23 protein-coding genes are annotated in these 21,904 nt (G+C 46.6%); 15 read left to right on the plus strand and 8 right to left on the minus strand.

Annotated elements, in window-relative coordinates; all coding sequences use genetic code 11:
• Positions 1-149: 149 nt before the first annotated feature.
• A complete protein-coding gene (locus SCACP_RS00705; protein WP_425059541.1) occupies positions 150-296 on the minus strand; it encodes a hypothetical protein in 147 nt (48 codons plus the stop codon).
• A 292-nt stretch (positions 297-588) separates the two neighbouring features.
• Between SCACP_RS00705 and SCACP_RS00710 the strand changes: the two genes are divergently transcribed.
• The 4 genes from SCACP_RS00710 to polX all read left to right on the plus strand — a co-directional run bounded on the left by SCACP_RS00710 (position 589) and on the right by polX (position 5,904).
• Complete coding sequence (locus SCACP_RS00710; protein WP_425059542.1) at positions 589-819, plus strand: hypothetical protein; 231 nt, start codon at positions 589-591, stop codon at positions 817-819.
• 245 nt (positions 820-1,064) lie between these two features.
• Complete coding sequence (locus SCACP_RS00715; protein ID WP_425059543.1) at positions 1,065-2,006, plus strand: dipeptidase; 942 nt, start codon at positions 1,065-1,067, stop codon at positions 2,004-2,006.
• Between the two features lie 180 nt (positions 2,007-2,186).
• Entirely contained in the window at positions 2,187-4,169 is a 1,983-nt protein-coding gene (locus tag SCACP_RS00720) for a penicillin-binding protein (RefSeq protein ID WP_425059544.1), read from the plus strand.
• Between the two features lie 13 nt (positions 4,170-4,182).
• Positions 4,183-5,904, plus strand: a complete 1,722-nt coding sequence (polX, locus tag SCACP_RS00725) for a DNA polymerase/3'-5' exonuclease PolX (RefSeq protein WP_425059545.1) — start codon at positions 4,183-4,185, stop codon at positions 5,902-5,904.
• 59 nt (positions 5,905-5,963) lie between these two features.
• Here polX and SCACP_RS00730 read toward each other — a convergent pair whose 3' ends face one another.
• A complete protein-coding gene (locus SCACP_RS00730) occupies positions 5,964-6,269 on the minus strand; it encodes a small, acid-soluble spore protein, alpha/beta type (protein ID WP_425059546.1) in 306 nt (101 codons plus the stop codon).
• Between the two features lie 218 nt (positions 6,270-6,487).
• Here SCACP_RS00730 and hypA point away from each other — a divergent pair, with 218 nt between their 5' ends.
• From hypA to SCACP_RS00745, 3 genes are read left to right on the plus strand one after another with little or no spacing between them, the layout of a single operon-like run.
• Entirely contained in the window at positions 6,488-6,829 is a 342-nt protein-coding gene (gene hypA, locus SCACP_RS00735; protein ID WP_425059547.1) for a hydrogenase maturation nickel metallochaperone HypA, read from the plus strand.
• The gene (gene hypB / locus SCACP_RS00740) at positions 6,830-7,498 is read left to right on the plus strand and encodes a hydrogenase nickel incorporation protein HypB (protein ID WP_425059548.1); all 669 of its coding nucleotides are present in this window, start codon (positions 6,830-6,832) and stop codon (positions 7,496-7,498) included.
• Positions 7,499-7,516: 18 nt separating this feature from the next.
• Positions 7,517-7,723: an aspartyl-phosphate phosphatase Spo0E family protein gene (locus tag SCACP_RS00745; RefSeq protein ID WP_425059549.1), complete on the plus strand. Its 207-nt coding sequence runs from the start codon at positions 7,517-7,519 to the stop codon at positions 7,721-7,723.
• A 58-nt stretch (positions 7,724-7,781) separates the two neighbouring features.
• Here the strand turns inward: SCACP_RS00745 and SCACP_RS00750 are convergent, their stop codons facing one another.
• Positions 7,782-7,928 (minus strand): hypothetical protein, encoded by a 147-nt coding sequence (locus tag SCACP_RS00750; protein ID WP_425059550.1) that lies wholly within the window; start codon positions 7,926-7,928, stop codon positions 7,782-7,784.
• Positions 7,929-8,117: 189 nt separating this feature from the next.
• On the opposite strand from SCACP_RS00750, the gene SCACP_RS00755 reads away from it, so the two are divergent.
• The 4 genes from SCACP_RS00755 (at position 8,118) to SCACP_RS00770 (ending at position 13,062) form a co-directional block, all read left to right on the plus strand.
• Positions 8,118-9,518 (plus strand): amino acid permease, encoded by a 1,401-nt coding sequence (locus tag SCACP_RS00755; protein WP_425059551.1) that lies wholly within the window; start codon positions 8,118-8,120, stop codon positions 9,516-9,518.
• Positions 9,519-9,610: 92 nt separating this feature from the next.
• Positions 9,611-10,726 carry an alanine racemase gene (gene alr / locus SCACP_RS00760; protein WP_425061289.1) on the plus strand — a complete coding sequence of 372 codons (1,116 nt, stop codon included), beginning with the start codon at positions 9,611-9,613 and terminating at the stop codon, positions 10,724-10,726.
• A 264-nt stretch (positions 10,727-10,990) separates the two neighbouring features.
• Entirely contained in the window at positions 10,991-12,106 is a 1,116-nt protein-coding gene (gene ald, locus SCACP_RS00765) for an alanine dehydrogenase (protein WP_425059552.1), read from the plus strand.
• Positions 12,107-12,282: 176 nt separating this feature from the next.
• Positions 12,283-13,062, plus strand: coding sequence for a CheR family methyltransferase (locus SCACP_RS00770; protein WP_425059553.1), 780 nt, complete (start codon positions 12,283-12,285; stop codon positions 13,060-13,062).
• Here the strand turns inward: SCACP_RS00770 and SCACP_RS00775 are convergent.
• Entirely contained in the window at positions 13,057-14,178 is a 1,122-nt protein-coding gene (locus SCACP_RS00775; RefSeq protein WP_425059554.1) for a D-alanyl-D-alanine carboxypeptidase family protein, read from the minus strand. The two genes, SCACP_RS00770 and SCACP_RS00775, sit on opposite strands and share 6 nt — an antisense overlap.
• Before the next feature lie 160 nt (positions 14,179-14,338).
• On the opposite strand from SCACP_RS00775, the gene SCACP_RS00780 reads away from it, so the two are divergent.
• Entirely contained in the window at positions 14,339-15,064 is a 726-nt protein-coding gene (locus SCACP_RS00780) for a polysaccharide deacetylase family protein (RefSeq protein ID WP_425059555.1), read from the plus strand.
• Between the two features lie 3 nt (positions 15,065-15,067).
• Here the strand turns inward: SCACP_RS00780 and SCACP_RS00785 are convergent, their stop codons facing one another.
• Positions 15,068-15,460 carry a hypothetical protein gene (locus SCACP_RS00785; protein ID WP_425059556.1) on the minus strand — a complete coding sequence of 131 codons (393 nt, stop codon included), beginning with the start codon at positions 15,458-15,460 and terminating at the stop codon, positions 15,068-15,070.
• A gap of 264 nt (positions 15,461-15,724) precedes the next feature.
• Here SCACP_RS00785 and SCACP_RS00790 point away from each other — a divergent pair, with 264 nt between their 5' ends.
• On the plus strand, positions 15,725-16,384 hold the full coding sequence (locus SCACP_RS00790) for a glucosaminidase domain-containing protein (protein WP_425059557.1): 660 nt from the start codon (positions 15,725-15,727) through the stop codon (positions 16,382-16,384).
• A gap of 69 nt (positions 16,385-16,453) precedes the next feature.
• Here the strand turns inward: SCACP_RS00790 and SCACP_RS00795 are convergent, their stop codons facing one another.
• From SCACP_RS00795 to dmpI, 3 genes are all read right to left on the minus strand, one after another.
• Positions 16,454-18,214, minus strand: a complete 1,761-nt coding sequence (locus tag SCACP_RS00795) for a formate--tetrahydrofolate ligase (protein WP_425059558.1) — start codon at positions 18,212-18,214, stop codon at positions 16,454-16,456.
• A gap of 1,004 nt (positions 18,215-19,218) precedes the next feature.
• Positions 19,219-19,959, minus strand: coding sequence for a DUF169 domain-containing protein (locus SCACP_RS00800; RefSeq protein WP_425059559.1), 741 nt, complete (start codon positions 19,957-19,959; stop codon positions 19,219-19,221).
• Between the two features lie 29 nt (positions 19,960-19,988).
• A complete protein-coding gene (dmpI, locus tag SCACP_RS00805; protein WP_425059560.1) occupies positions 19,989-20,198 on the minus strand; it encodes a 4-oxalocrotonate tautomerase DmpI in 210 nt (69 codons plus the stop codon).
• A 184-nt stretch (positions 20,199-20,382) separates the two neighbouring features.
• Here dmpI and SCACP_RS00810 point away from each other — a divergent pair, with 184 nt between their 5' ends.
• Both SCACP_RS00810 and larA read left to right on the plus strand, forming a co-directional pair.
• Positions 20,383-20,520, plus strand: a complete 138-nt coding sequence (locus SCACP_RS00810; protein WP_425059561.1) for a hypothetical protein — start codon at positions 20,383-20,385, stop codon at positions 20,518-20,520.
• The gene (gene larA / locus SCACP_RS00815) at positions 20,520-21,791 is read left to right on the plus strand and encodes a nickel-dependent lactate racemase (protein ID WP_425059562.1); all 1,272 of its coding nucleotides are present in this window, start codon (positions 20,520-20,522) and stop codon (positions 21,789-21,791) included. The genes SCACP_RS00810 and larA overlap by 1 nt, the downstream gene beginning before the upstream one ends.
• The last annotated feature ends 113 nt before the right edge of the window (positions 21,792-21,904 follow it).

The raw sequence follows: 21,904 nt of genomic DNA on the forward strand, positions 1-21,904 counted from the left end.
TTTTAGGGGTAGATTAAAGAACGGTTGGGGATGTTTGTTTCCGGTTAAGAAACAAGCTGGCACTATTATCAATAGTCGCCAGCTTGTTTCAGTTTACCCTGACAGAAAGTATAACTTTCTGTCAGGGTAAGGGCAACATCGGTTTCCGCTTACGCCAAGCTGACGGCGCGTCCGCCGCCAGCTTTTGTGCCACGGAAGCCATGGGAAATGATGAGGGTTTTATCAGAATGACCGGCAGGTGAGTGAATGACACCATTTAGCTGATTATTGCCGGCAGATATTATAATACTATCCATAAACATCCTCGCGAAAAAAATTATGCCCATCTATATGAAATCCAATAAAGATTTTTTTCTAGGCGTGCTGTTAGTAACGCTCCACCGCTGGCGCTTGACTTACGCTTATACTAACAACACGCCTGTAAATCTTTATTGGATACTATATACTTAGGCTGTCTGCCAAACATGGGGGCTTTTTTTGTTTTGGGTTATAATATCGATATGGAGCAATTACGTGACGAGGAGAGAACAAAATGGATGTTTCTAAGCCTTTTGGCATACTGAGACCTGTGGGTGGTAGGGAAATATCATGACCAGAATGATGTTAAGTTATCTTTTAACCAACTTCCTGATTGATTGCCACCAGTATGAAATATGGCGCGGGCTGGGTCCCGGCGAGCTCAAGGACAGGCTATTATCGGAAGGCATAATGACAAGCGCCGATTTTGACAACTTCAGCAGTCAGATTACCGCTGTAGCCGAAATGCATAACGCTCAAGGTGAATATGGTTGTCAAGACGCAGGGCAGTACTCGGAATAAAAAAGCCAGCTGCATCGGCAGTCTCTCCTAATAGCCATTGTGCATAAATATTCGATTACCTGTTTGATTACATATTCTAAAAGGAAGGATGGGGATGTCAAGGTGTTTGGGGTATTAGATATTTCTGTGGTAGTTTGGTGACAACTAGTCGTCACCTTTATGGAATATTTTTCCTTGAAATGCTATAATTTGAATTATAAAGCGACTCGTACGGTAAATATGTGCAGATGAGGGAGAGAGGCTACATGAATATAATTGATTTGCATTGTGACACCATTTTACGGATTATGAAGCAAGGCGAAACCGCCGGGCTGTACCGTAACAAGTTCAGTGTTGATATTGAAAAGCTATTGGCGAGCCGGGTGCAGGCGCAATTTTTTGCCATGTTTATCAATCTTAGAAAAGATGGTCCTCCCCTCACGCGGGCACTAAACATGATTGACCGGTTTTACCGGGAGATTGAAGACAACTGCCAATATATTGTTTTGGCGAAAAACGGTGATGAATTGGAGCAAAACCGCGCCGCTGGCAAAATTTCGGCTTTTTTAACAATTGAAGAAGGCGGGGCGCTGCAGGGAGATTTAGTAAATTTGCGCACCTTTTACCGCCTGGGGGTCAGACTTATTACGCTGACCTGGAATTATCCCAATGAAATAGGCTATCCCAACAGTGAGCCGGACTGCCGCAACCAGGGGCTTACGCCGTTTGGACGGGAAGTAGTGGCTGAAATGAACAGGCTGGGAATGCTTATTGACGTGTCCCACTTGTCAGATCAAGGCTTTTATGATGTTGCGGCTTTATCGGTGAAACCTTTTGTTGCTTCCCATTCCAATGCCCGTGCTTTGACCGGTCACCCCCGCAATCTAACTGACGACATGATAAAGCTTTTGGCTGAAAAAGGCGGTGTCATGGGCCTTAATTTTGAAAAAACATTTTTAGGCAGTGACTCCGTTAGCCGGGTGGCGGACATGGTCGAACACTTAAAACATATCCGCAAGGTGGGGGGGATTGACGTTATAGCCATTGGTTCAGATTTTGACGGCATTAGTGAGGAACTTGAACTTTCACATGCCGGCGAAATGTATAAGCTGGTTGATGCTCTTAGGGAAAACGGGTTTGGACAGGATGCAATTGAAAAAATTTGCTGGGGCAATGCTCTGAGAGTCATTAAAGATACACTTAGGTAAAGTTAGTATGTAGTAATTTATTCCAATAAAGGTAACAAGTATTGATATTAAATGCTTTAGGTTGAGACACCGTGCAATGCGGTGTCTTTTTGACGTCGTTAGATTACCGGGGAGGTAAATGACAAGGTACGGCGAATAATCAATAAGTGAGTTTGCAATCTAAGGAAGGATTGATTATATATGGCGGCTATGCCGGTACATATTCAACGACGCCTGGCTTTGTTTTTAACCTTTGCAATGTTGGCGATTGCTCTTCTTGTGGTAAGAATTGCCTGGATTCAGTTCGGTGAAGGCCAGCAACTAAGCGCTAAGGTGCGTGACCAGCTTAAAGAAAGCCGGGTGCTGCAGTCGCCACGTGGTACTATCTATGACCGGGGCGGGCGGGAATTGGCAGTAAGCAATATGGCCAAATCACTTTACGCTGATCCGCGCGAGGTCAAAGATATTGATGCGACAGCCGGCCTGCTGGCGCCGGTTCTTGGTGTCAGTCCTGCTGATATTAAAGCAAGGTTAATGGTCGACGGCAGTTTTATCTGGCTTAAGCGAACGCTTGAACCAGAACAAGCTAAAAGAGTGGAAGCGCTGATCAAAGACTACCACCTTTCCGGACTTGATTTTGTGGAAGAAAGCAAACGCTATTATCCCAATGACAGTTTGGCAGCGCATGTATTAGGGTTTGTCGGCACCGACGATGTTGGTCTTGAAGGTATTGAGATGGTGCTTGATAAGACGATTAAGGGACAGGAAATTAAGCAAGTTATTAATACCGACAGTTACGGTACGCCGATATTCAATTCGATATTTTCATTTATTCCGAAGAAGCAGGGCCGTTCAGTATATTTAACGATTGACAGCACGATTCAATACATTGTGGAAAAGGCACTTGACAATGCGATGGCTCATACAGGCGCCAAGGCGGCCACGATAATTGTCATGCAACCTAAAACAGGTGAAATTTTGGCTATGGCTAGCCGCCCGACCTATAATCCCAATCAGTTTTACAATTATAGTCCGGCTGAGTGGAAGAACCGGGCAGTATCGATTGTCTATGAACCGGGGTCGACTTTTAAAGCCGTTGTAGCGGCAGCTGCCTTGCAAGAAGGTAAAGTACGTCCGAATGAACGGTTTATCGATAAAGGCTATGTGGAGGTATCGGGGCGGCGGATAAAAAATTGGAGTGATGAAAGTTACGGTGAGGTATCATTTACCGATATTATTAAAAACTCAATTAATACCGGCTTTGTTGAAATCGGCATGCGCTTGGGGGCAGCCAAATTAACAAATTATGTGCGGGCTTTTGGTTTTGGTAAAGCAACAGGCATTGGGCTAGCCGGAGAGGAAGAAGGCATATTATTTGATCCTAAAGACATGCGGGACAGTGACTTGGCAACCATGTCCATCGGCCAGAGTATTGCCGTAACACCGCTGCAAATGATTACGGCAATATCGGCGATTGCCAATGACGGTGTATTGTTAAAGCCCCGTATTATCCGCGAATATCGTAATGCCGACGGTACGTTGGCCGAGTCTTTCGAACCGGTAGTCGTCCGACAGGTCATTAGTCCGGAAACAGCACACACGCTAACCACATTGCTGGAAAAAGTTGTAAGTGAAGGTGGTGGCCAAAAGGCCAAAGTCAAAGGGTATCGTTTTGCAGGGAAAACGGGTACGGCAGAAAAATTAAAGTCTAACGGCATTGGTTATGAGTCAGGACACTATATTGCTTCTTTTGCCGGCTTTGGGCCGGTAGAAGACCCGCAAGTGGCTGCGCTTATTGTCATTGATGATCCGGCAGGCATGTACTACGGCGGGGAAATTGCCGCACCGGTATTTAATGAAATCATGTCCCAAATTATGCGGTATCTGGCTATCCGGCCACAGGACGACGGTACGCTTTTACCACCGGCTAAACCGGCTGATGCTAAGGAGCAATTGCCTCATGCAGGGCCAACTTCCGAGGGACCGCCGCCGGTTGTGCCGCCCGGGCAAGTTCTGGTTCCGGCTCTTAACGGCAAGACAATTCGGGAAACAGGGGATGAGCTTCATCGTTTGGGGCTTACTTTTGTACCTGTTGGCACCGGCACGGCCGTAAAACAGAACATTAGCCCCAATACGCCTGTCAAACCGGGAACTGAAGTAATCGTCTACTTTGAACCTAAGTAACGGAGGACAGCCCATGACCGATAAACATGAATTGGCCCGGTTGTTGGCCGAAATCGCCGTCCTGCTTGAACTGAGCGGCGAAAACTCTTTTAAAATCCGGGCCTATCAAAATGCAGCCCGTATTGTTGAACAGGTTGACGGCAACTTGTCCGACCCTGATACTGTCGGTAAACTGATGGGGATTAAAGGCATTGGCCCGGCGCTTGGGGAAAAAATTCGTGAATACATTGCTACCGGCAGGATAACCTATTATGAGGAATTGAAAAGCAGTTTGCCGCCGGTGTTGTTTGACTTGATAAAACTTCCTGGCTTGGGTCCGAAAAAGGCGTTGATTTTGCATAAGGCTTTGGGGATACATTCGCTGGGAGAACTTGAATATGCCTGCCGGGAAAACCGGCTTGTGTCTTTATCTGGATTTGGCGACAAAACCCAGGAAAGGATATTGCAGGGTATCGAATATATGAAGAAATTTCAAGGTCAATTTATTCTCGGCGATGCCTGGCCGGTAGCCGAGCTTATTGCTGAATACATTAAGCTACAGTCCGGAGTTGAGCAAGTCGCCGTTGCCGGCAGTATCAGACGTGGTCTTGAGATCATTCGAAATATTGACATTGTGGTTGCCTGTTCGGCCGTTGACAGCCTGGCTGCTGCTTTGGCTGACATGCCGGGGGTTGACAAAATTGTTGACAGGAGTGGACCTAAGCTTACACTTATTCTGGTTAGCGGCTTGACTTGCAACATTTATATCGTTAGTCCGGCTGAATACACCACAGCTTTGTTTCATTATACCGGCAGCGCCGGCTATGTGGCTAAACTGGCAGAACGCGCCCAAGAACAGGGTCTGACACTTGATTCTACAGGACTTGTGACTAAGGCTGACAAAATAGTGCCGGTAACAGATGAGGCTGGCCTTTACGCCGCGCTAAACGTAAACTTTGTAGAGCCTGAGCTTAGAGAAGACGATGCCGAACTGGATTCAGCCGGGGCGGCCGCCCCTCTATTGGTGACATATTCTGATATTTGCGGCGTCTTTCATGTACATACTACTTATTCAGATGGTGCGGGGAGCCTTGAAGATATGGCCGAGGCTGCCGAACAACGGGGGTGGCGATATATAGGGATAGCCGATCACAGTCAGACTGCCGTTTATGCCAGGGGGCTGAGAGTAGAGACTGTTATGGCGCAGCGACGCGAAATCGACAAACTCAACGCAGCAAACCATGATTTTGTTATTTTGGCAGGAATTGAAAGCGATATATTGCCGGACGGCTCGCTTGATTATCCTGATGAAGTACTGGCAAGCTTTGATTTTGTTGTAGCGTCGGTGCATTCGGCCTTCCGCCAGAGTGAAGCTGATATGACCCGCCGGATTGTGCGGGCGGTGAATAATCGTTATGTAACCATACTCGGCCATCCTACAGGCCGGATTTTATTGGGACGAAAGGGTTATGCCGTCAATTTGTCAGAAGTAATTAAGGCTGCAGCGCAATCAGGAACGTTTATCGAAATCAATGCCAGCCCTTATCGCCTTGACCTTGACTGGCGTTGGTGCCGTACGGCTAAAGAACAAGGAGTATTATTTGCTATAAATCCTGACGCTCATGCCGTCGGAGAATTTGAACATATGCGTTATGGTTTAGCGTCAGCACGCAAGTCTGGTTTGACTGCTACCGACATTATTAACACTCGCAGGTATCCGGATATAATACAGTTATTAAACCGTAAACGCTCATGAGACTGCCTGGTTTTGAAAAATAAAAGGCGGCTGAAAGCCGCCTTTTATTATGATCCCAATTATTGACCGTTAATATCAAATTGCGAAGTCATGGTAGTGTTGGTGAAACCGGTAGCAGCAGTGGAACCGGTAGCTGCAGTAGAGGTAGTAGCGGTTGGAGTTTGTCCACCCAGTGTTGACTCATACTGTTCAATCATGCGGCGGACCATATGACCGCCGACCCGGCCGCAGTCCGCTGAGGTCATGGTAGACCAACCTTGGCTGCGTACGCGTTCGCTAATACCGAGTTCATTCGCTATTTCCATTTTCATGCGGTCAAGAGCATTCTCAGCAGCGGGGTTAACAGGTTTGTTGCTTCTAGCCATGTACTTGACACCTCCTGAAATTTTTCTAATCCTAGTATCTGCGGCTGTAATGGTCGTTATCCTATAAATTTTATGTTAATTTAGTAAAAATATGGAATTAAATAATACGGAAAATAGTCAATTTCATATGGAAGGATTTTACAAAAACATGGAGAATATTTATATGCATCAGAGAGTTGTTTTAGAAGCTATGTTTTATTATAGTATGGAGTTTAGCAATGCATGAATTAGCAATTGCCCAGAGTGTTCTCGATATTGCCCTGAGTACGGCTGCCAGCCACAATGCAAGGAGAGTTACAGGCATCAAAATACTGGCCGGCGAACTTACCGGTGTTGTGCCTGAGGCACTGGAATTCAGCTTTGCCGCGTTAGCCGGGAATACTATTGCCGCTGACGCCGGCCTGTCGGTAAGTATTGTCCCGCTGCGCGGCCGCTGCCGCGACTGTCGGGAAGAGTTTGCAATTCTTAGTCGCCGTTTTTTTTGTCCTTGTTGCGGTTCGCCGGGAGTAGAAATTACCGCCGGGCGCGAGCTCAGCGTTGAGTATGTGGAGGTAGAATGAGTGGAAGTCAAGGTAATGGCCCAAATACTAGACAAAAATGACAAGCTGGCCAGAGAAATCAATCAGCAGCTTACAGCTCGGGGAATTTATGCCCTTAATCTCCTTGGGTCTCCCGGAGCCGGAAAAACAGCACTGTTGGAAGCGACTATCAGCCGCTTGAAGAACGAGGTTAAACTGGCAGTTATTGAAGGAGACCTCTATACTGACAAGGATAAAGACCGCATTGCCCGCCACGGTGTGCCGGTATTTCAAATTAATACCGCGGGCGGCTGTCACTTGGATGCAACCATGGTTGAGCAGGCGCTTGCAAGCTTAGACTTAAGCGGAATTGAACTGCTGATTATTGAAAATGTCGGTAACCTAGTATGTCCGGCTAATTTTAATGTTGGCGAACATGCTAAAGTTGTGGTGCTTAGTGTCACTGAAGGAGAGGATAAGCCACTTAAATATCCTTTGGTATTTCAGGAATCAAGTGCTGTGGTTTTGAATAAAATTGATTTATTACCATACACCAACTTTAACCTTGATACGGCAACTGCTGATATTAAAACAATAAATTCCGGTATTCAGTTGTTTAACATTTCATGTCGCTCAGGAGAGGGACTGCATGAATGGTGTTGTTGGCTCAAAGGTATGGCTTCAACTGTCAGCAGGCAAGCAAAAGTATAATGACAAGGAGCAAATTTAATGGGCGATTTGTCCACAAAGGAACAGGAGATTGAAAGAGTACGTTTTCGCCTCCACCAACTTGTTGTTAACAAGCGGGGGAATTTGTCAGATAAAGAAGTAGCCGAACTCAGCTCGCATCTAGATAGGTTGATCGTTGAATATCAACACGCCCGGGGCGGAAACCAAAACCGAGCACTAGCTAATAAAAAAGACTTGTGGAAATAGAAAGTTCCCTATCAAGATTTATATCCCATGATTGTAAATAGGTTTCCGCTGCCAGAGGCTAACTCGTATACCTCTGGTTTTTATTATCCTGGCAGAAAGTATAACTCTCTGCCAGGATAAGGGCAACATCGGCTTCCGCTTTCGCCAAAGGCTCGGCGCAAGCCGTGTTTTCTTTATGGCAAGAGTTAATATTCTTAATTACCATACAATTAATGACGCAACCATGTGAAGTATTTTTAAAAAGTACAGTGCTTGGACTTGTCGCTAAAATACAGAATACTGTCACAACTTTTGCATAATATGGAAGTATAGCAGGTTACATTTCCGCAAAAGGAGATTGGCAAGTAGCTTTAAGCTTTATGATGAGCCACAATTAAGCGATAGGAGGGAAACCATGTCCCAAAAAGATGGTTTGCATGAAGACTTACATCGTGGCTTGCAGGAGCGGCATGTTCAGCTTATTGCTCTCGGCGGCGCTATCGGTGTTGGTTTGTTTCTCGGATCAGCATCAGCAATCATAATTGCCGGGCCGGCATTGATGCTTTCTTATTTTGCGGGTGGTATCATCATCTTCTACATAATGCGGGCGTTGGGAGAAGTGGCTGCGGCATACCCGGTATCAGGCTCTTTCAGTGCCTATGCCGGCGCTTTTTTAGGGCCGCTGGCAGGATATATTACCGGCTGGACATACTGGTTTATGTGGGTTGTAACTTGTATGGCCGAAATAACAGCAGTTGGCGTGTATGTTCAGTTCTGGCTGCCGGAAGTGCCGCAATGGTTACCGGCACTGGCAGCATTGGTGGGCATGACGGTTGTTAACCTGATTGCTGTCGAGGCTTACGGCGAGTTTGAGTTTTGGTTTGCTCTTATCAAGGTCCTCACGATTATTGCTATGATTGTTGCCGGTTTAGCTATGATACTTTTTGGTGTTGGCAATAACGGCGTGCCTATTGGCATATCCAATCTGTGGAGTGAAGGAGGTTTTTTCCCAAAAGGGCTGCCGGGGATAATAATGTCGCTGGTTATGGTTATGTTTGCCTATCTGGGAATTGAACTTATCGGCGTTACGGCAGGCGAGGCTAAAGATCCGGAAAAGACGCTGCCGGCGGCTATTGATAAAGTGTTCTGGCGAATCCTTATCTTTTATGTAGGCGCATTGTTTGTTATTATGTCTTTATATCCCTGGAATCAGCTTGGGAGCATTGGCAGCCCGTTTGTACTCACGTTCGAAAAATTAGGGGTGCGGGCAGCTGCCGGTATAATAAATTTTGTAGTATTGACTGCGGCGCTATCGTCTTGCAATAGCGGTATATTTAGTACCGGCCGCATGCTTTACAATTTGTCGTTGCAGGGGAGGGCGCCCAAATATTTTGGTAGGTTAAATAGCCGGAAAGTTCCCATTAACGGTATTTTGGTGTCAGCCTTTTTTCTGTTGATTGGGGTGGTGCTTAACTACCTGGCGCCAGGTAAGGTATTTACCTATGTAACTAGTGTAAGTACCTTTGCCGCGTTGTGGGTGTGGGCTATAATTTTGCTTGTGCAAATGAAGTTTCGACAGGGATTAACTTATGCACAGCAGGCCAGGCTCAAATATCCGATGCCCGGTTATCCGGTAGTCAACTGGGCCTGCCTGGCATTTCTTGCTTTGGTGGCCGCGGTTTTATGCTTTGATCCTGATACGCTGGTGGCTATGGTTGTTGGCTCTATCTGGCTCGTGCTGCTTATTGTCACCTACTATGCTTTTGGTTGGAATAAACCGCAACTGTCACGCCCAAATACTAAAAAAATTAAATGATTGAGCTACAACTCTGCGGTTAAAAATAAAGAGGCTGTTATTGAGCGAGCGGCCGGCATTTTAAAGGAGGAGGAGAAGATATGGAAATGAGCATGTTTAGCCGCCCGGTATGGGCTGAAATTGATTTGAAAGCTATTGAAAATAACGTACGTGAAATAAAGAAGGTCCTCAAACCGGGTGTTAAATTTTGTGCGGTAGTTAAGGCTGACGCCTATGGGCACGGGGCGGTAGCGGTAGCCCGGACCGCACTGGCAAACGGCGCCGATCGCTTAGCGGTGGCTATTTTAAATGAAGCTATTGAACTCAGACAGGCTGGTTTTACCGTACCCATCCTTATTCTGGGCTATACGCCGCTTTATCAAGCTGAAATGGTGGCAGCTTACGGTATAACTCAGACTCTATTTACCCTTGACGCTGCCCAAGCGCTATCGGCGGCGGCTGTCCGTCTCAATACCCGGATAAAGGTACATATTAAAATTGATACCGGCATGAGCCGGATTGGCATCCCGCCGGCTTATGCCGGGGAATTTGCCGCCCAGGTGGCTGCTTTGCCGGGCCTGGAACTAGAAGGCGTATTTTCCCATTTTGCCACTGCCGACAGTGTGGACAAGACCTACGCCTATGAGCAGTTATCCAGGTTTACTCAAGCGCTGGCCGGCATTGAAGCCCGGGGGATCACTGTACCTGTCCGTCATATTGCCAACAGCGCGGCCACATTAGAATTACCGGAAGCCCAGTTTGATATGGTACGTCCGGGAATTATCCTGTATGGTCTCTGGCCTTCGGACGAAGTAGCGCAAACTGTTAATTTAAAACCGGCTATGCGCTTACAAGCCCAGGTGGCATACGTTAAGGACATTACGGCCGGCACAACTGTTAGTTATGGTCAGACGTACCGGGCTAAGGATCTAAGGCGGATTGCCACATTACCTGTCGGTTATGCCGACGGTTGGACACGGCTGCTTTCAGGTAAAGCCAGTGTTAGTATCAGAGGGCGCCAAGCGCCGTTAGTTGGACGAATATGCATGGACCAGTGTATGGCTGACGTTACCGATATCCCAGGAGTAGCAGCAGGGGATGTTGCCACCCTGTTTGGACCTGGCGGCATGGCGGTTGACGAGGTGGCCGCTAAGCTTGGTACCATTAACTATGAGCTTGTGTGCATGATCGGCAAGCGTGTACCGCGAGTATACACGAATACACAATGAATGGAAACAAAAATTTACAAACGGTACGATAAATTGCCATGAAATCGGAAACAATAGTTTCCAAGGCGCCCTGCTGATTATAAATTGGTTAGCTTGAAGTTGTTCGGGCAAGCAGTATGATGCAGTAATTTCAAGGCTTAACCTGCTTGGGATGTACATTTTTTTGGGACACCATGAGTTTGGCACGATATTTGCATTTAACGTATATAAAAAATAATAGCGCTGCTTCCGGGCGGCAATTTACATTATAAGGAGGCCAAACAAATGATTATTGGTGTAGCTAAAGAGATCAAAAACAATGAAAATCGGGTGGCCCTCACTCCCGCCGGTACCGAGACGCTCAAGAAGGCAGGGCATACTGTGCTGGTTGAACAAAGCGCCGGTATAGGGAGCGGTTTTTCTGATGAAAGCTATGTAAAGGCAGGGGCGCAAATTATTGCCGACAAAAAAGCCTTGTTTGATAAGTCGGAAATGATTATGAAAGTAAAAGAACCTTTGGCTCCTGAGTATGACCTGTTCCATGAAGGCCAAATTCTCTTCACATATCTGCACCTGGCTCCTGAACCTGAACTGACCCAAGCGTTGCTGACGAAAAAAGTCATTGGCATAGCTTATGAAACTATCGAACGGAACCACACGCTGCCGCTGTTAACTCCGATGAGCGAAGTAGCCGGGCGAATGGCAGTGCAAGTAGGCGCTCATTGCTTGGAAAAACCGTTTGGTGGTAAGGGCATTTTATTAGGCGGCGTACCTGGAGTTGAACCGGCCCAGGTGGTAATTGTCGGCGGTGGCGTAGTTGGCGCCAACGCGGCTAAAATGGCTGTCGGTATGGGTGCCCGTGTAGCCGTCATTGATAAATCTGTTGAACGTTTAACATACCTCGACGATATCTTCGGCGGCCGGGTAACAACGGTAATGTCCAATAGTTATAATATTGCCAATTGGGTTAAAAAAGCAGATCTTCTGATCGGAGCAGTGCTGCTGCCTGGTGCTAAAGCTCCTAAGTTAGTTACTGAAGAAATGGTTAAAACAATGGAACCGGGTTCGGTTATTGTTGATGTGGCCATCGACCAAGGCGGTTCAGTCGAAACAATTGACCGCGTAACGACTCATAGTGATCCCACCTATGTCAAATATGGCGTTGTTCATTACTCGGTCGCCAACATGCCGGGGGCAGTTGCCCGCACTTCAACCCTGGCGCTCACTAACGCCACTATTGAATATGCTTTGCAAATCGCCGACAAAGGCTGGAAAGAAGCTCTTAGAGCCGACGCTGGTTTGGCAAAAGGGCTGAACGTTTATTACGGCAAAGTTACCTTCAAAGGCGTTGCCGAAGCTCACAACCTGCCATTAACTACTGTGGAAGAAGTTTTGGCATAATCTCATATTGTTCTACCGCCCCCAGGTTTTCAATAAAACCTGGGGGTTTTTGGGTTTGTGAAAAGAAAAAACCACCGGAGATTATGTAGGAAAAATACTGTATTATGTAGAACTTATCTAAATATATGACAAGTTGAAGCCGTTGCATGTAACATAATAATAACAGGGGGTTGTCCATGAACGACAAAGAGTGGGAGTTATTTAAACAAAAGCTTCATGCCAAATCAGGCATTAATCTTAACGACTATAAGCCGGCGCAAATGCAGCGCCGTATCGGCAATATGATGAACCGTCACGGCGCCAGCGGCTATCTTGATTTTTTTAGCAAGCTGGAAGCTAATCCGAAATTATACAAAGATTTTATTGATTTTCTTACAATTAATGTGACCGAGTTTTTCCGTACACCCGAAAAATTTGACGAGCTTGAAAAAAAGGTTATTCCTGATCTCTTGAAAAGGAGCCCGAAGCTTAATATCTGGAGTGCCGGTTGCTCAATTGGGGCTGAACCGTATTCGTTGGCTATTATGCTTAATGAGATCACGCCGCAAACCCGGCACCGTATTTTCGCCACAGACCTTGACGTCGAGATGCTGGCTAAAGCTAAACAAGGATCTTATTCAGCTAATGAGCTGAAAAATATACCGCCTGCCCGGCTTAATAAATATTTTACGCAGGCAAACGGCATAGCCACAATAAAAGATGATATTAAAGCGAAAGTTGAATTTCAGCGCCACAATTTGCTGGTAGATAAGTTTGAATCAGGCTTTGACCTTATTTTATGCCGCAATGTTGTTATCTATTTTACCGAAGAAGCCAAAGACGGACTATACCGCCGCTTTTTCACTGCGCTAAAACCAGGCGGTGTGCTGTTTGTCGGTGGAACTGAGGCCATACTGAATTTCCGTGATATTGGCTTTCAGCATTATCTGCCGTTCTTTTACCAGAAACCGCTATAGCAGCCCCCAGCCTGATAAGCGGCGTATGGTATTCAACCAGTGCTGGAGAAAAATTTTATTCATTGTGCGTTCTTCAACAGTGCTGCCGGCAGTAAGATCAACTGTTTTGACTGCTTTGTCTTTAACATAAAATACTACTTCTCCAATTTTTTGGCCTTGGTATACCGGGGCCTTTATTTGTTCCGGCAAATCAACTTCCACTGCTATTGACGAATAGTCTGCAGTATTGACTACCAGGGCAGCCGGCATAGCCACTATGGCATCGACCATACCGGTCATGCCGTTTTCTACAGGAAGCGCGGCAAATACAGTTCCTTGCTCGGCATATTCATATAGGTCATAAGTATCAAAGCCGTATTTCAAAAGTTGCATCGAGTCATACCAGCGTGAATGGTCGTGTAACACAACGGCGATGAGCTTCTGGTTGCCGCGGGTTGCGCTTGATACCAAGCAGGGACCGGCCTGACTGGTTGTACCGGTCTTAACCCCGTCGGCGTCTTCAAGCATCCATAGGAGTTTATTGGTGTTACGGAGATGGCGGTCCTGTTCTTTACCCTTACGATCAAGCCATTCGATGGTTGTCTCTTTGGTACTGACGATTTCGGCAAATGTTGGATTAACAAGGGCATAACGGGTAATTAAGGCTAAATCAAAGGCGGTTGTCAGGTGGTTGGGAGTGTTAAGGCCGTGGGGATTGCGAAACCGGGTGTTGATTGCGCCGATGCTTGCTGCTTTGCTGTTCATGCTTTCGACGAAAGCATTTACTGAGCCTGCCAGATGTTCGGCAATGGCGACTGCCGCATCGTTACCCGAACGTAGCAGTAGTCCTGTCACCAGTTCGCGAAGTGAAATAAGTTGACCGGGGTAAAGGTTGAGCGAGGATCCGCCGGTGGCGGCCGCGTTGGCGCTGACTCGTACCGTTTCATCCAGACGGCCGCTTTCGATAGCAATGATGGCTGTTAAGATTTTTGTCGTACTGGCCGGAGGCAGTTTTTTATTTATATTTTTTTCATATAAAACTTGACCTGTTTTGGCGTCCATCAGAATAGCCCCCTGGGCGGATAGGGACGGTGCAGCGCAAACAGCGCCGGCAGTAAGCCACAAGCAGGTTAGCATTGAAATGATGCAACGGGAGAGTTGCCGGCCCATAATATTCCTCCTTATTCTAAACTATTTTATTATATTGCCCATTCCGGTCAGTCATACCCATTCCAGTCATATCTTGCTGCCGGACTGCGTAGTATCAACTAGAGCTTCTGACATAGGGGGGAATTAGATGCAACTGAAGGGCATTTTCCGGCGCAGTTTTTTTAGTTTTGCTGTCCTGGCGGTAGGTATTATTTGCAGCCTGGGGTATGAGGCTATGGATGGATTTGGTGATAAAAGTCAGGTAATAAAAAAAATACCGACTACCCACAAGGTAGTCGCGTTAACTATTGACGATGGACCGCACTATAAGACGACTCCCGAGCTGTTGAAAGTGTTACGGGAGAAGCAGGCCAAGGCTACATTTTTTGTATTGGGAGCCAATGTCGAAGCCCACCCGGAAATTGTTGCCCAGGCAGCGTCTGAAGGGCATGAAATTGCTTCACATGCTTACAGCCATAAAAGATTAAACAGGATGACGCCGGCCGAAGTAATTAGCGAGTTGGAACGAACGGAGAATATCATTTTAGCAGCACCGGCCCCTAAACCGACTTTGTTTAGACCGCCTGACGGGGCGTATAATGACACAATTGTGGCTTTAGCCCGTGAGCGTGGGTACAGAACGATATTGTGGTCAGTCGACGCCGGCGATTGGCGCCGGCCACCGGTTGATCAGGTGGTTAAGGCAACACTTAGCAATGTGCGCCCAGGCAGCATTGTCCTTATGCATGACGGTCAGTATCCACTGCCTACGCCTCAGGCTATGGCAAGCATTATTGATCATTTACGTAGCCAAGGGTATGAGCTGGTAACTGTGAGTGAACTCTTGCAGTATTATGAAGAGCCGGTAAGATAGTGTTTACGAGTGCTCATATGGTTTTAAATTGTTCCAATGAGCCTGGATCAGCTGGTCATAACGGTACATAGTGGCGGTACGTTCATTTCTAAGCGCCTGGATAGCAGCTAAAGTCTTTTGGTCGAAGGAGTATACTTTAGCCTTGGGGACGGTCAGCGGTTTGGAATATTCTTTCAGTTTGGTGGCTACTTTGCAGTTGACCTTAGTTTCTCTAATGATAACGGCCGGTTCCAAGAGATCGGAGCCCTCATAGCGATGAATGAGACAATTGGGCTGCAAGTGGTCAATAACGTTTTTTTTGTCACCTTCTAAAATAATCTCGCCGCCACAATTGGGGCAGGACGACAAAGTGGTCGGCAGGCAGTTATGGCAGCTCATACATACTACTTCATCCATTTTAGTATCCCTCCGTTTTTTAGTGTAACCGGAAATGCGAATAGCTATAAATTCAGTATAAACCAGCGGGAATTTTATTTATTCACCGGAATTTTTATTGGATGATTTATCCGTCCTGGACTTACAGATATAGAGCAGTATTTTACAAAAAAAGTTGAGTTGTATACAGGAAAAGACTAAGGCATAGCGAATGTTTTTGATAATAAATGTTGTTTACAGCGCATTATTGTGCAGAGAGGGGCGCGGTGTGAGAAGCTTGTGGACATGACAAGGAAGAGTTGTATTGTTGCCTATATGACATCAATGATTCAAAAAGTAATGCTAGTTGTGTTTTTAGTATTGCCATTGCTGTTTACTACTGCTCCTGCTTCCGCCACCAAAGAGTTTCCGGTAGAGCTAAAGACAACAGAATATATGGATTTATCCATTATGGGTCCGCCGATAGCTACTAAAGAACAATGCATTGAATATTTACGCAAACGCGGCCGCTCGCCTTTACTTACTGTGCCTGTCGAAAAACTTGTTGATTATTATTACCAGGAGGGCCAACTGGAAGGAATCAGGCCGGACGTTGCGTTTGCCCAGGCAATCCATGAAACAGGACATTTCCGTTATGGCGGTGATGTTATACCATTACAAAATAATTACAGCGGCCTGGGAACAACCGGTGGTGGTGTAAAAGGTGCTTGGTTTCCCTCTGCTGAAATCGGCGTTAGGGCTCAAATCCAACACTTGTTAGCTTATTCGTCGACGAAACCGCCAAAGCAAGAGATTGTTGACCCGCGCTACGACTTGGTCAAACGTTCGCCGAAGTTTGGCCAGTCCAAAACCTGGATTGATCTTAACGGTAAATGGGCTGTCCCGGGGAAAAACTATGGTCAAATGATTTTACGCATCCATCAAAAAATACTGGCTGGTGAGTAACCAGCCAGTATTTTTGGTCCGAACAGAAAGGATATTTTTCATTTGCGGCAATGTTTTTGAAGTTTTCTCCTAGAACAAGCCGCTGACCTTGCCTGTGTTGACGTCGACATCGATCCGGCGATAGGCAGGATCGGAACTGGTTCCCGGCATCAGGCTGATAGCGCCGGCCATCGGGCAGAGGAACTTGGCGCCGCCATAGACCAGGATGTCGCGGATCGGCAGTCTCCAGCCTTTGGGCACGCCCTTCCAGGTTGGTTCATGGGATAGGGACAGGTGGGTTTTTACCATCATAGTGCAGTAGTCGGCAAATTTCGGGTCAGCCTCGAACTTCTTGGCTTTCTCCTCAGCCAGCGGCGCCCAATCGACACCATCGGCGCCGTAGACTTCTTTGGCGATTTTCTCAACCCGCTGCCGCAGTGGCATTTCCATCGGATACAGGAACTCGAAATTAACTTCTTCCTTGCAGGCATCCATAACGGCATCGGCCAGATCCAGGGCGCCGTCGCCGCCTTTCAACCAGTGCTCGGAGACAGCAGCCCGGGCACCGGCCTGCTCAGCGATCCTCTTGACCAGAGCGTGCTCGGCCGGGGTGTCGGTATAGAAGGCGTTGATGCAGACCACTGGTTTGATGCCGGACTTCTTGATAACATTGATGAGATGGACCATGTTTTCGCAGCCCTTCTCCAGAAGACCCAGGTTTTCCTTGGTGTACTCGTCCGGAATCGGGCGGCCCGGTACCACGGTAGGTCCGCCACCGTGCATCTTCAAGGCGCGAACAGTGGCCACCAGGATGGATACATTGGGTTTCAACCCGCTCAGGCGGCACTTAACGTTCCAGAACTTCTCGAAACCGATATCGGCAGCAAAACCGGACTCGGTGACGTGGTAATCAAAGCACTTCAAACCGATGCGGTCGGCGATGATGGAGGACTGGCCGATGGCGATGTTGGCAAATGGGCCGGCATGAACGAAACAGGGCTGACCTTCAACGGTGGCGCATAAGGTCGGGTTAATGGTGTTACGCATCCAGGCGGTCATGGCGCCGTCAACTTCAAGGTCTGCGGTGGTAACCGGTTTGCCTTGCTTGTCGTAAGCCACCACAATGTGTTTGAAACGTTCCCGCATATCCGCCAGATCCTTGGCTACAGCCAGGATAGCCATGAGTTCGGAACTAACAGCAATACCGAACTTGGAATGCATCAGGAAGCCGTCTTTTTTGCCGCCAAGTCCGATCATTATGTTGCGCAAGCCCTGAGCGGCAAAGTCGATGACCCAGCCCATTTCGACGTTCTTAGGATCGATATCCAGTCGCTTCAGGTTTCTCTTGGCTAACTCTTCATCAGTGTAGTTGGCTTCATGCTGCATTCTGGCATTCAGGGCAACCATTGCCAGATTGTGGGCATTCATAATATCATTGATATCGCCGGTTAGGCCGAGCGAGAATTCGGTCATTGGGATCAACAGGGCATTACCGCCGCCGGCGGCCGTTCCCTTAACGTTCATAGTCGGTCCGCCGGAAGGTTGACGTAAGGCGCCGCCAACATTTACCCCGCGCTTACCAAGACCTTCCATAATACCGATCGAGGTTGTTGATTTGCCTTCGCCGAGTGGGGTTGGAGTAATGGCGGTTACCTCAATATACTTGCCGTCCGGCTTATCTTTCAGACGGTTGATTACCTTCAGGAAATCAACTTTCGGAGTTTTACCGTACGGAATTATTTCATCTTTTTGCAGTCCCATAATTTCCCGGTATTGCTCGGTAGTGGGTATATTTCCCTCTGCTGCTTCGGCAATTTGCCAGTCCTTCAATACTGTAGGATCCCAAGCCATGAATTTACATCCCCCTTTTTCTTGTTGCTTTCACGTTTGTTGAATGAAATGACCTCTGCACTTATTTCCTAAGTAACACCTCCTGGTATTTTTTGATTATCTAACTCATGGTGGAATACAGATGGGAAGCAATATAATTAACCAGCCTTAATAGTCCGAGTATCTGCAAAAGTGTTTCACCTATATTCCATTATGAGCCAAAGATTCTTCGGAATTTATTTTGAATTTTGCAATAAATTTCAACAATTTATCACTTATTTTGACAGGCTTGTCTAAGAAATATATCATTTAAAAATGATGTTAGAACCAGAACAAAGTAAAAGCCAGACTACCACCCATTTAGTAAGGCGGCGCCTGGCCATAAGCGTTGAATTTATCCGGGATAATTCCCTAAATTCCAAATATGTAGAATGTATAGGATATGTACAATACAAGGATACATAGGATGTATAGAATATGTAGAATATGTAGAATATGTATTATTTAGAATTTAGCCATATTTACCATGTGAATATAGCCGTACCTGAAAATTGCGGCTTTACGCACTGGTAAAAAGGACAGAATCCCTGAAATAATCAAAACGCACCTTTCCAAAAGGGGGGGAGATGCAGTAGTTTTAAATGCACAACTTTGAGCTATATCTTTTATTCCAAAAGATGACATGGTTTTTATAATAAAAAAGACCATCTAAGCACGTACCAGCACCATTATTGCCAGACGGTCGACTCACTGCTAGGAAATTGCACTTCATGGAGTAAACTTCCACTAATCCGTCAGCCGCACAAATCCATTATTTAACTGTGTTCATGTTTTAACGTTCACATTTTAACATGCTTTTCCTGAATTTGTCAACCGTTTTTTATTCAATAAAGAAAACACGGCTTGCGCCGAGCTTTTGGCGAAAGTGGAAGCCGATGCTGCCCTTATCCTGGCAGAGAGTTATATTTTCTGTCAGGATAAGAAAACCAAGCCTGTCAATTCGCTAGGCTTGGTTTTTATTCGCATTATTTTTCCGGGATACGGTCGGCAACTTTGCGCCAGTCCGGTTTGTCCAGAAAACTGCCGGGGACGTTATCTTCCATCTCACGGAACATGTCAAAAGGTACGCTAAAGGATAAAAGGTCGGCATCAATAACCGGGCGTGCCGATATATCGGTCATGCCTACTACGGCCCGCGGCCGCTCCCGGGATGCTTCATGCCAGGGAATCAGGCAAATCGTATGGCAACCCGCCCCGAAGGGGATAATGACATTGTCATTACCAGGCCGGCCGTAATTTGCCAGTACCACCAGTGCCGACAATTGGTCAGCGGTGGCATAAAATACGATGACTTTAGGCTCTTCTACGGCAATATCCACTTCAGTCAATGGTTTGAAGACAACATAGTGGTTAGGAATATCGGTAATGGGCAGTGCTTCGACAAATGTTGTCACCAGTTCCGGCGTCTTCTTATAGGCCTCACCCTCACGATATCCTTCCTTGCCTGTAGACAAAAAATACTCGAATCCTCCAGGAAAATCTGAGTACGTATTTCCAAATCCCAGGCCTACACCGCCGCCTAAACAGCCGAAGGTACGGCGGCCAAAAACCGTCTGGCGCCCCTTGGCTGCTGCTGTTAACATTGCCGCTACGCAACCCCAGCGGCCCTCGGCAAACTCCAAGGCGCCTGGGGGTTTTTCATCAGTGAATAAAATAGCTACGGGAGAATACCTCAACTTTAAACGTTGCGCGATTTCGCTGTCCATTTTTATTCATCCCCCTAATTACTCTCTTTTCACGTGTTACTCCGGTTCCTTTCAGCAATTATTTTACTTAGCATTTTTCCTCCTGAACCAATGTTATCAGGATCATTTTCTTTAAGAACAACGATAAATGACTGCTCGGGAATTTTCAGAATAGCGCTGGCCGTTTGGGTCAAGTCCCGGATTAAAGCGTCCTTCTGGTCTTTGTTCATTTTCCCCGCTTCAATAGTAATTATTGGCATTATAGTTACTCTCCTCATTACTATGCTGGTTTGGCATGTACATCCGTTATTATAATATTACCATAGTTATCCAAAAAAAATTAGCTGAATTTTTTACACTGTTATAATTAATGACAAAAATCTCAGGATTGATGTAAAAAAATTTTCAAGGAAATTAGCTTGCGCATGGCCAACTTTATATTTTATGCTAATTATGCTAAGTACAGCCTTTGACAAAGCCGGCAAAGGGACTGCCGACAGTCGTAGTATGACTGAGGCAATCCTTTGGGGAGACCGGGATGGCCATAACCAAGACAAATTAACGAAGGAGGCCAGCCTATAGTGGACTGCACATGCAAGCTGCCTTATGGCAATACAGAAATTGAGGTAGTTATACCGGAAAGGAATTTAATAGGGGTTTATTCCCCGCAGGATATTCAGCCTGTAACAGATGTTAAGGCGGAAGTTATGCGGGCGTTAGCCAATCCAATAGCATCGCTCCCATTGCGGGAACTGGTTCAGGGCAGAAAAAATATCGTTATTGTTGCTGATGATAATACCCGTTTAACACCGGTTGATGTCATTATTCCGGTTATCCTTGATGAATGTAATGCAGCAGGAGTTTCCGATGAACAGATAAAAGTAGTCATTGCTCTCGGGACGCATCGTTTCATGACCTCGGAAGAAATTCTTGCGAAATTCGGTGAGGAAGTAGTCCGGCGGGTCGAAATCTTTAACCATCCGTTCAGAGATGGTGATAGCCTGGTGGATTTAGGATTAACTGAGAACGGCACACCGATAAGTATTAACCGTATGGTCTACGAAGCGGACTTTAAAATTGGGATAGGCAGTATTGTTCCTCACCATATTCCCGGCTATTCCGGCGGGGCCAAGATTGTGCAGCCAGGTGTGTCGGGAGAGGCTACAACAGCACAAACCCATTTACTCAGTGTGCGGTCGCCGCGGTCGCAGCTAGGAATTTTAGATAATCCAGTACGCCGGGAACTGAACGCGATAGCCCGTAAAATAGGCATGAATACTATCTTTAATACTGTTCTCAACCGGCATGGCCAGGTAGTCCAGGGCTTCTTTGGTGATCTTGTTGAGGCATTTCAGGCCGGGGCGGCGGTATCGCGGGAAGTTTACTCCGTTGAAATTCCCGGAGAAGCCGATATTGTACTGGCCGGTTCTCACCCTTGTGATATAGAATTTTGGCAAGCGCATAAGACTCTTTATGCCGCAGACCGCGCTGTGCGGGAGGGCGGGATTATAATTATCGTAACACCGTGTTACGAGGGTGTGGCTATGACTCATTCTGATATGGTGGAATACACCCGTTACTCTGCCTGTGAAATTAAGACCATGTTGGCAGAGGGAAAGATCAAGGATCATGTTGCCGCAGCGCTGGCAATTGCGTGGGCGCAGGTACGGGAACGGGCTTCTGTATATTTTGTATCAGACGGGATTACGGCGGAGGAAGTAAGGAAATTAGGTTTTGTTCCATTTTCTTCCGCTCAGGCGGCCTTAAATCATGCACTGTCCAGGCAAGCAGAGACGGCCAAAGTTGTAGTACTGACGCACGCTCCGGATATGTTACCCATAATAAAAGGCTAGTTAAGCAATCCCAACCGGGAGATAGAGTTAATCAACAGGGTAACTGGGCGAAAACGCAATTTAACTAAATCCCCTTTTATGCTAATCTTTACGAAGAGCATCTGTCTTACTGC

The organism is Sporomusaceae bacterium ACPt, assembly GCA_041428575.1.
GTDB classification, from domain to species: Bacteria; Bacillota; Negativicutes; order Sporomusales; family Sporomusaceae; genus Sporomusa_D; species Sporomusa_D carbonis.

Excerpts from the sequence above, each read along its gene's own strand:
- SCACP_RS00705 (WP_425059541.1), bottom strand. The coding sequence starts at position 296 with ATGGATAGTATTATAATATCTGCCGGCAATAATCAGCTAAATGGTGTC.
- SCACP_RS00710 (WP_425059542.1), top strand. The coding sequence starts at position 589 with ATGACCAGAATGATGTTAAGTTATCTTTTAACCAACTTCCTGATTGAT.
- SCACP_RS00715 (WP_425059543.1), top strand. The coding sequence starts at position 1,065 with ATGAATATAATTGATTTGCATTGTGACACCATTTTACGGATTATGAAG.
- SCACP_RS00720 (WP_425059544.1), top strand. The coding sequence starts at position 2,187 with ATGGCGGCTATGCCGGTACATATTCAACGACGCCTGGCTTTGTTTTTA.
- polX (WP_425059545.1), top strand. The coding sequence starts at position 4,183 with ATGACCGATAAACATGAATTGGCCCGGTTGTTGGCCGAAATCGCCGTC.
- SCACP_RS00730 (WP_425059546.1), bottom strand. The coding sequence starts at position 6,269 with ATGGCTAGAAGCAACAAACCTGTTAACCCCGCTGCTGAGAATGCTCTT.
- hypA (WP_425059547.1), top strand. The coding sequence starts at position 6,488 with ATGCATGAATTAGCAATTGCCCAGAGTGTTCTCGATATTGCCCTGAGT.
- SCACP_RS00745 (WP_425059549.1), top strand. The coding sequence starts at position 7,517 with ATGGGCGATTTGTCCACAAAGGAACAGGAGATTGAAAGAGTACGTTTT.
- SCACP_RS00750 (WP_425059550.1), bottom strand. The coding sequence starts at position 7,928 with ATGGTAATTAAGAATATTAACTCTTGCCATAAAGAAAACACGGCTTGC.
- SCACP_RS00755 (WP_425059551.1), top strand. The coding sequence starts at position 8,118 with ATGTCCCAAAAAGATGGTTTGCATGAAGACTTACATCGTGGCTTGCAG.
- alr (WP_425061289.1), top strand. The coding sequence starts at position 9,611 with ATGTTTAGCCGCCCGGTATGGGCTGAAATTGATTTGAAAGCTATTGAA.
- ald (WP_425059552.1), top strand. The coding sequence starts at position 10,991 with ATGATTATTGGTGTAGCTAAAGAGATCAAAAACAATGAAAATCGGGTG.
- SCACP_RS00770 (WP_425059553.1), top strand. The coding sequence starts at position 12,283 with ATGAACGACAAAGAGTGGGAGTTATTTAAACAAAAGCTTCATGCCAAA.
- SCACP_RS00775 (WP_425059554.1), bottom strand. The coding sequence starts at position 14,178 with ATGCTAACCTGCTTGTGGCTTACTGCCGGCGCTGTTTGCGCTGCACCG.
- SCACP_RS00780 (WP_425059555.1), top strand. The coding sequence starts at position 14,339 with ATGCAACTGAAGGGCATTTTCCGGCGCAGTTTTTTTAGTTTTGCTGTC.
- SCACP_RS00785 (WP_425059556.1), bottom strand. The coding sequence starts at position 15,460 with ATGGATGAAGTAGTATGTATGAGCTGCCATAACTGCCTGCCGACCACT.
- SCACP_RS00790 (WP_425059557.1), top strand. The coding sequence starts at position 15,725 with ATGACAAGGAAGAGTTGTATTGTTGCCTATATGACATCAATGATTCAA.
- SCACP_RS00795 (WP_425059558.1), bottom strand. The coding sequence starts at position 18,214 with ATGGCTTGGGATCCTACAGTATTGAAGGACTGGCAAATTGCCGAAGCA.
- SCACP_RS00800 (WP_425059559.1), bottom strand. The coding sequence starts at position 19,959 with ATGGACAGCGAAATCGCGCAACGTTTAAAGTTGAGGTATTCTCCCGTA.
- dmpI (WP_425059560.1), bottom strand. The coding sequence starts at position 20,198 with ATGCCAATAATTACTATTGAAGCGGGGAAAATGAACAAAGACCAGAAG.
- SCACP_RS00810 (WP_425059561.1), top strand. The coding sequence starts at position 20,383 with ATGCTAATTATGCTAAGTACAGCCTTTGACAAAGCCGGCAAAGGGACT.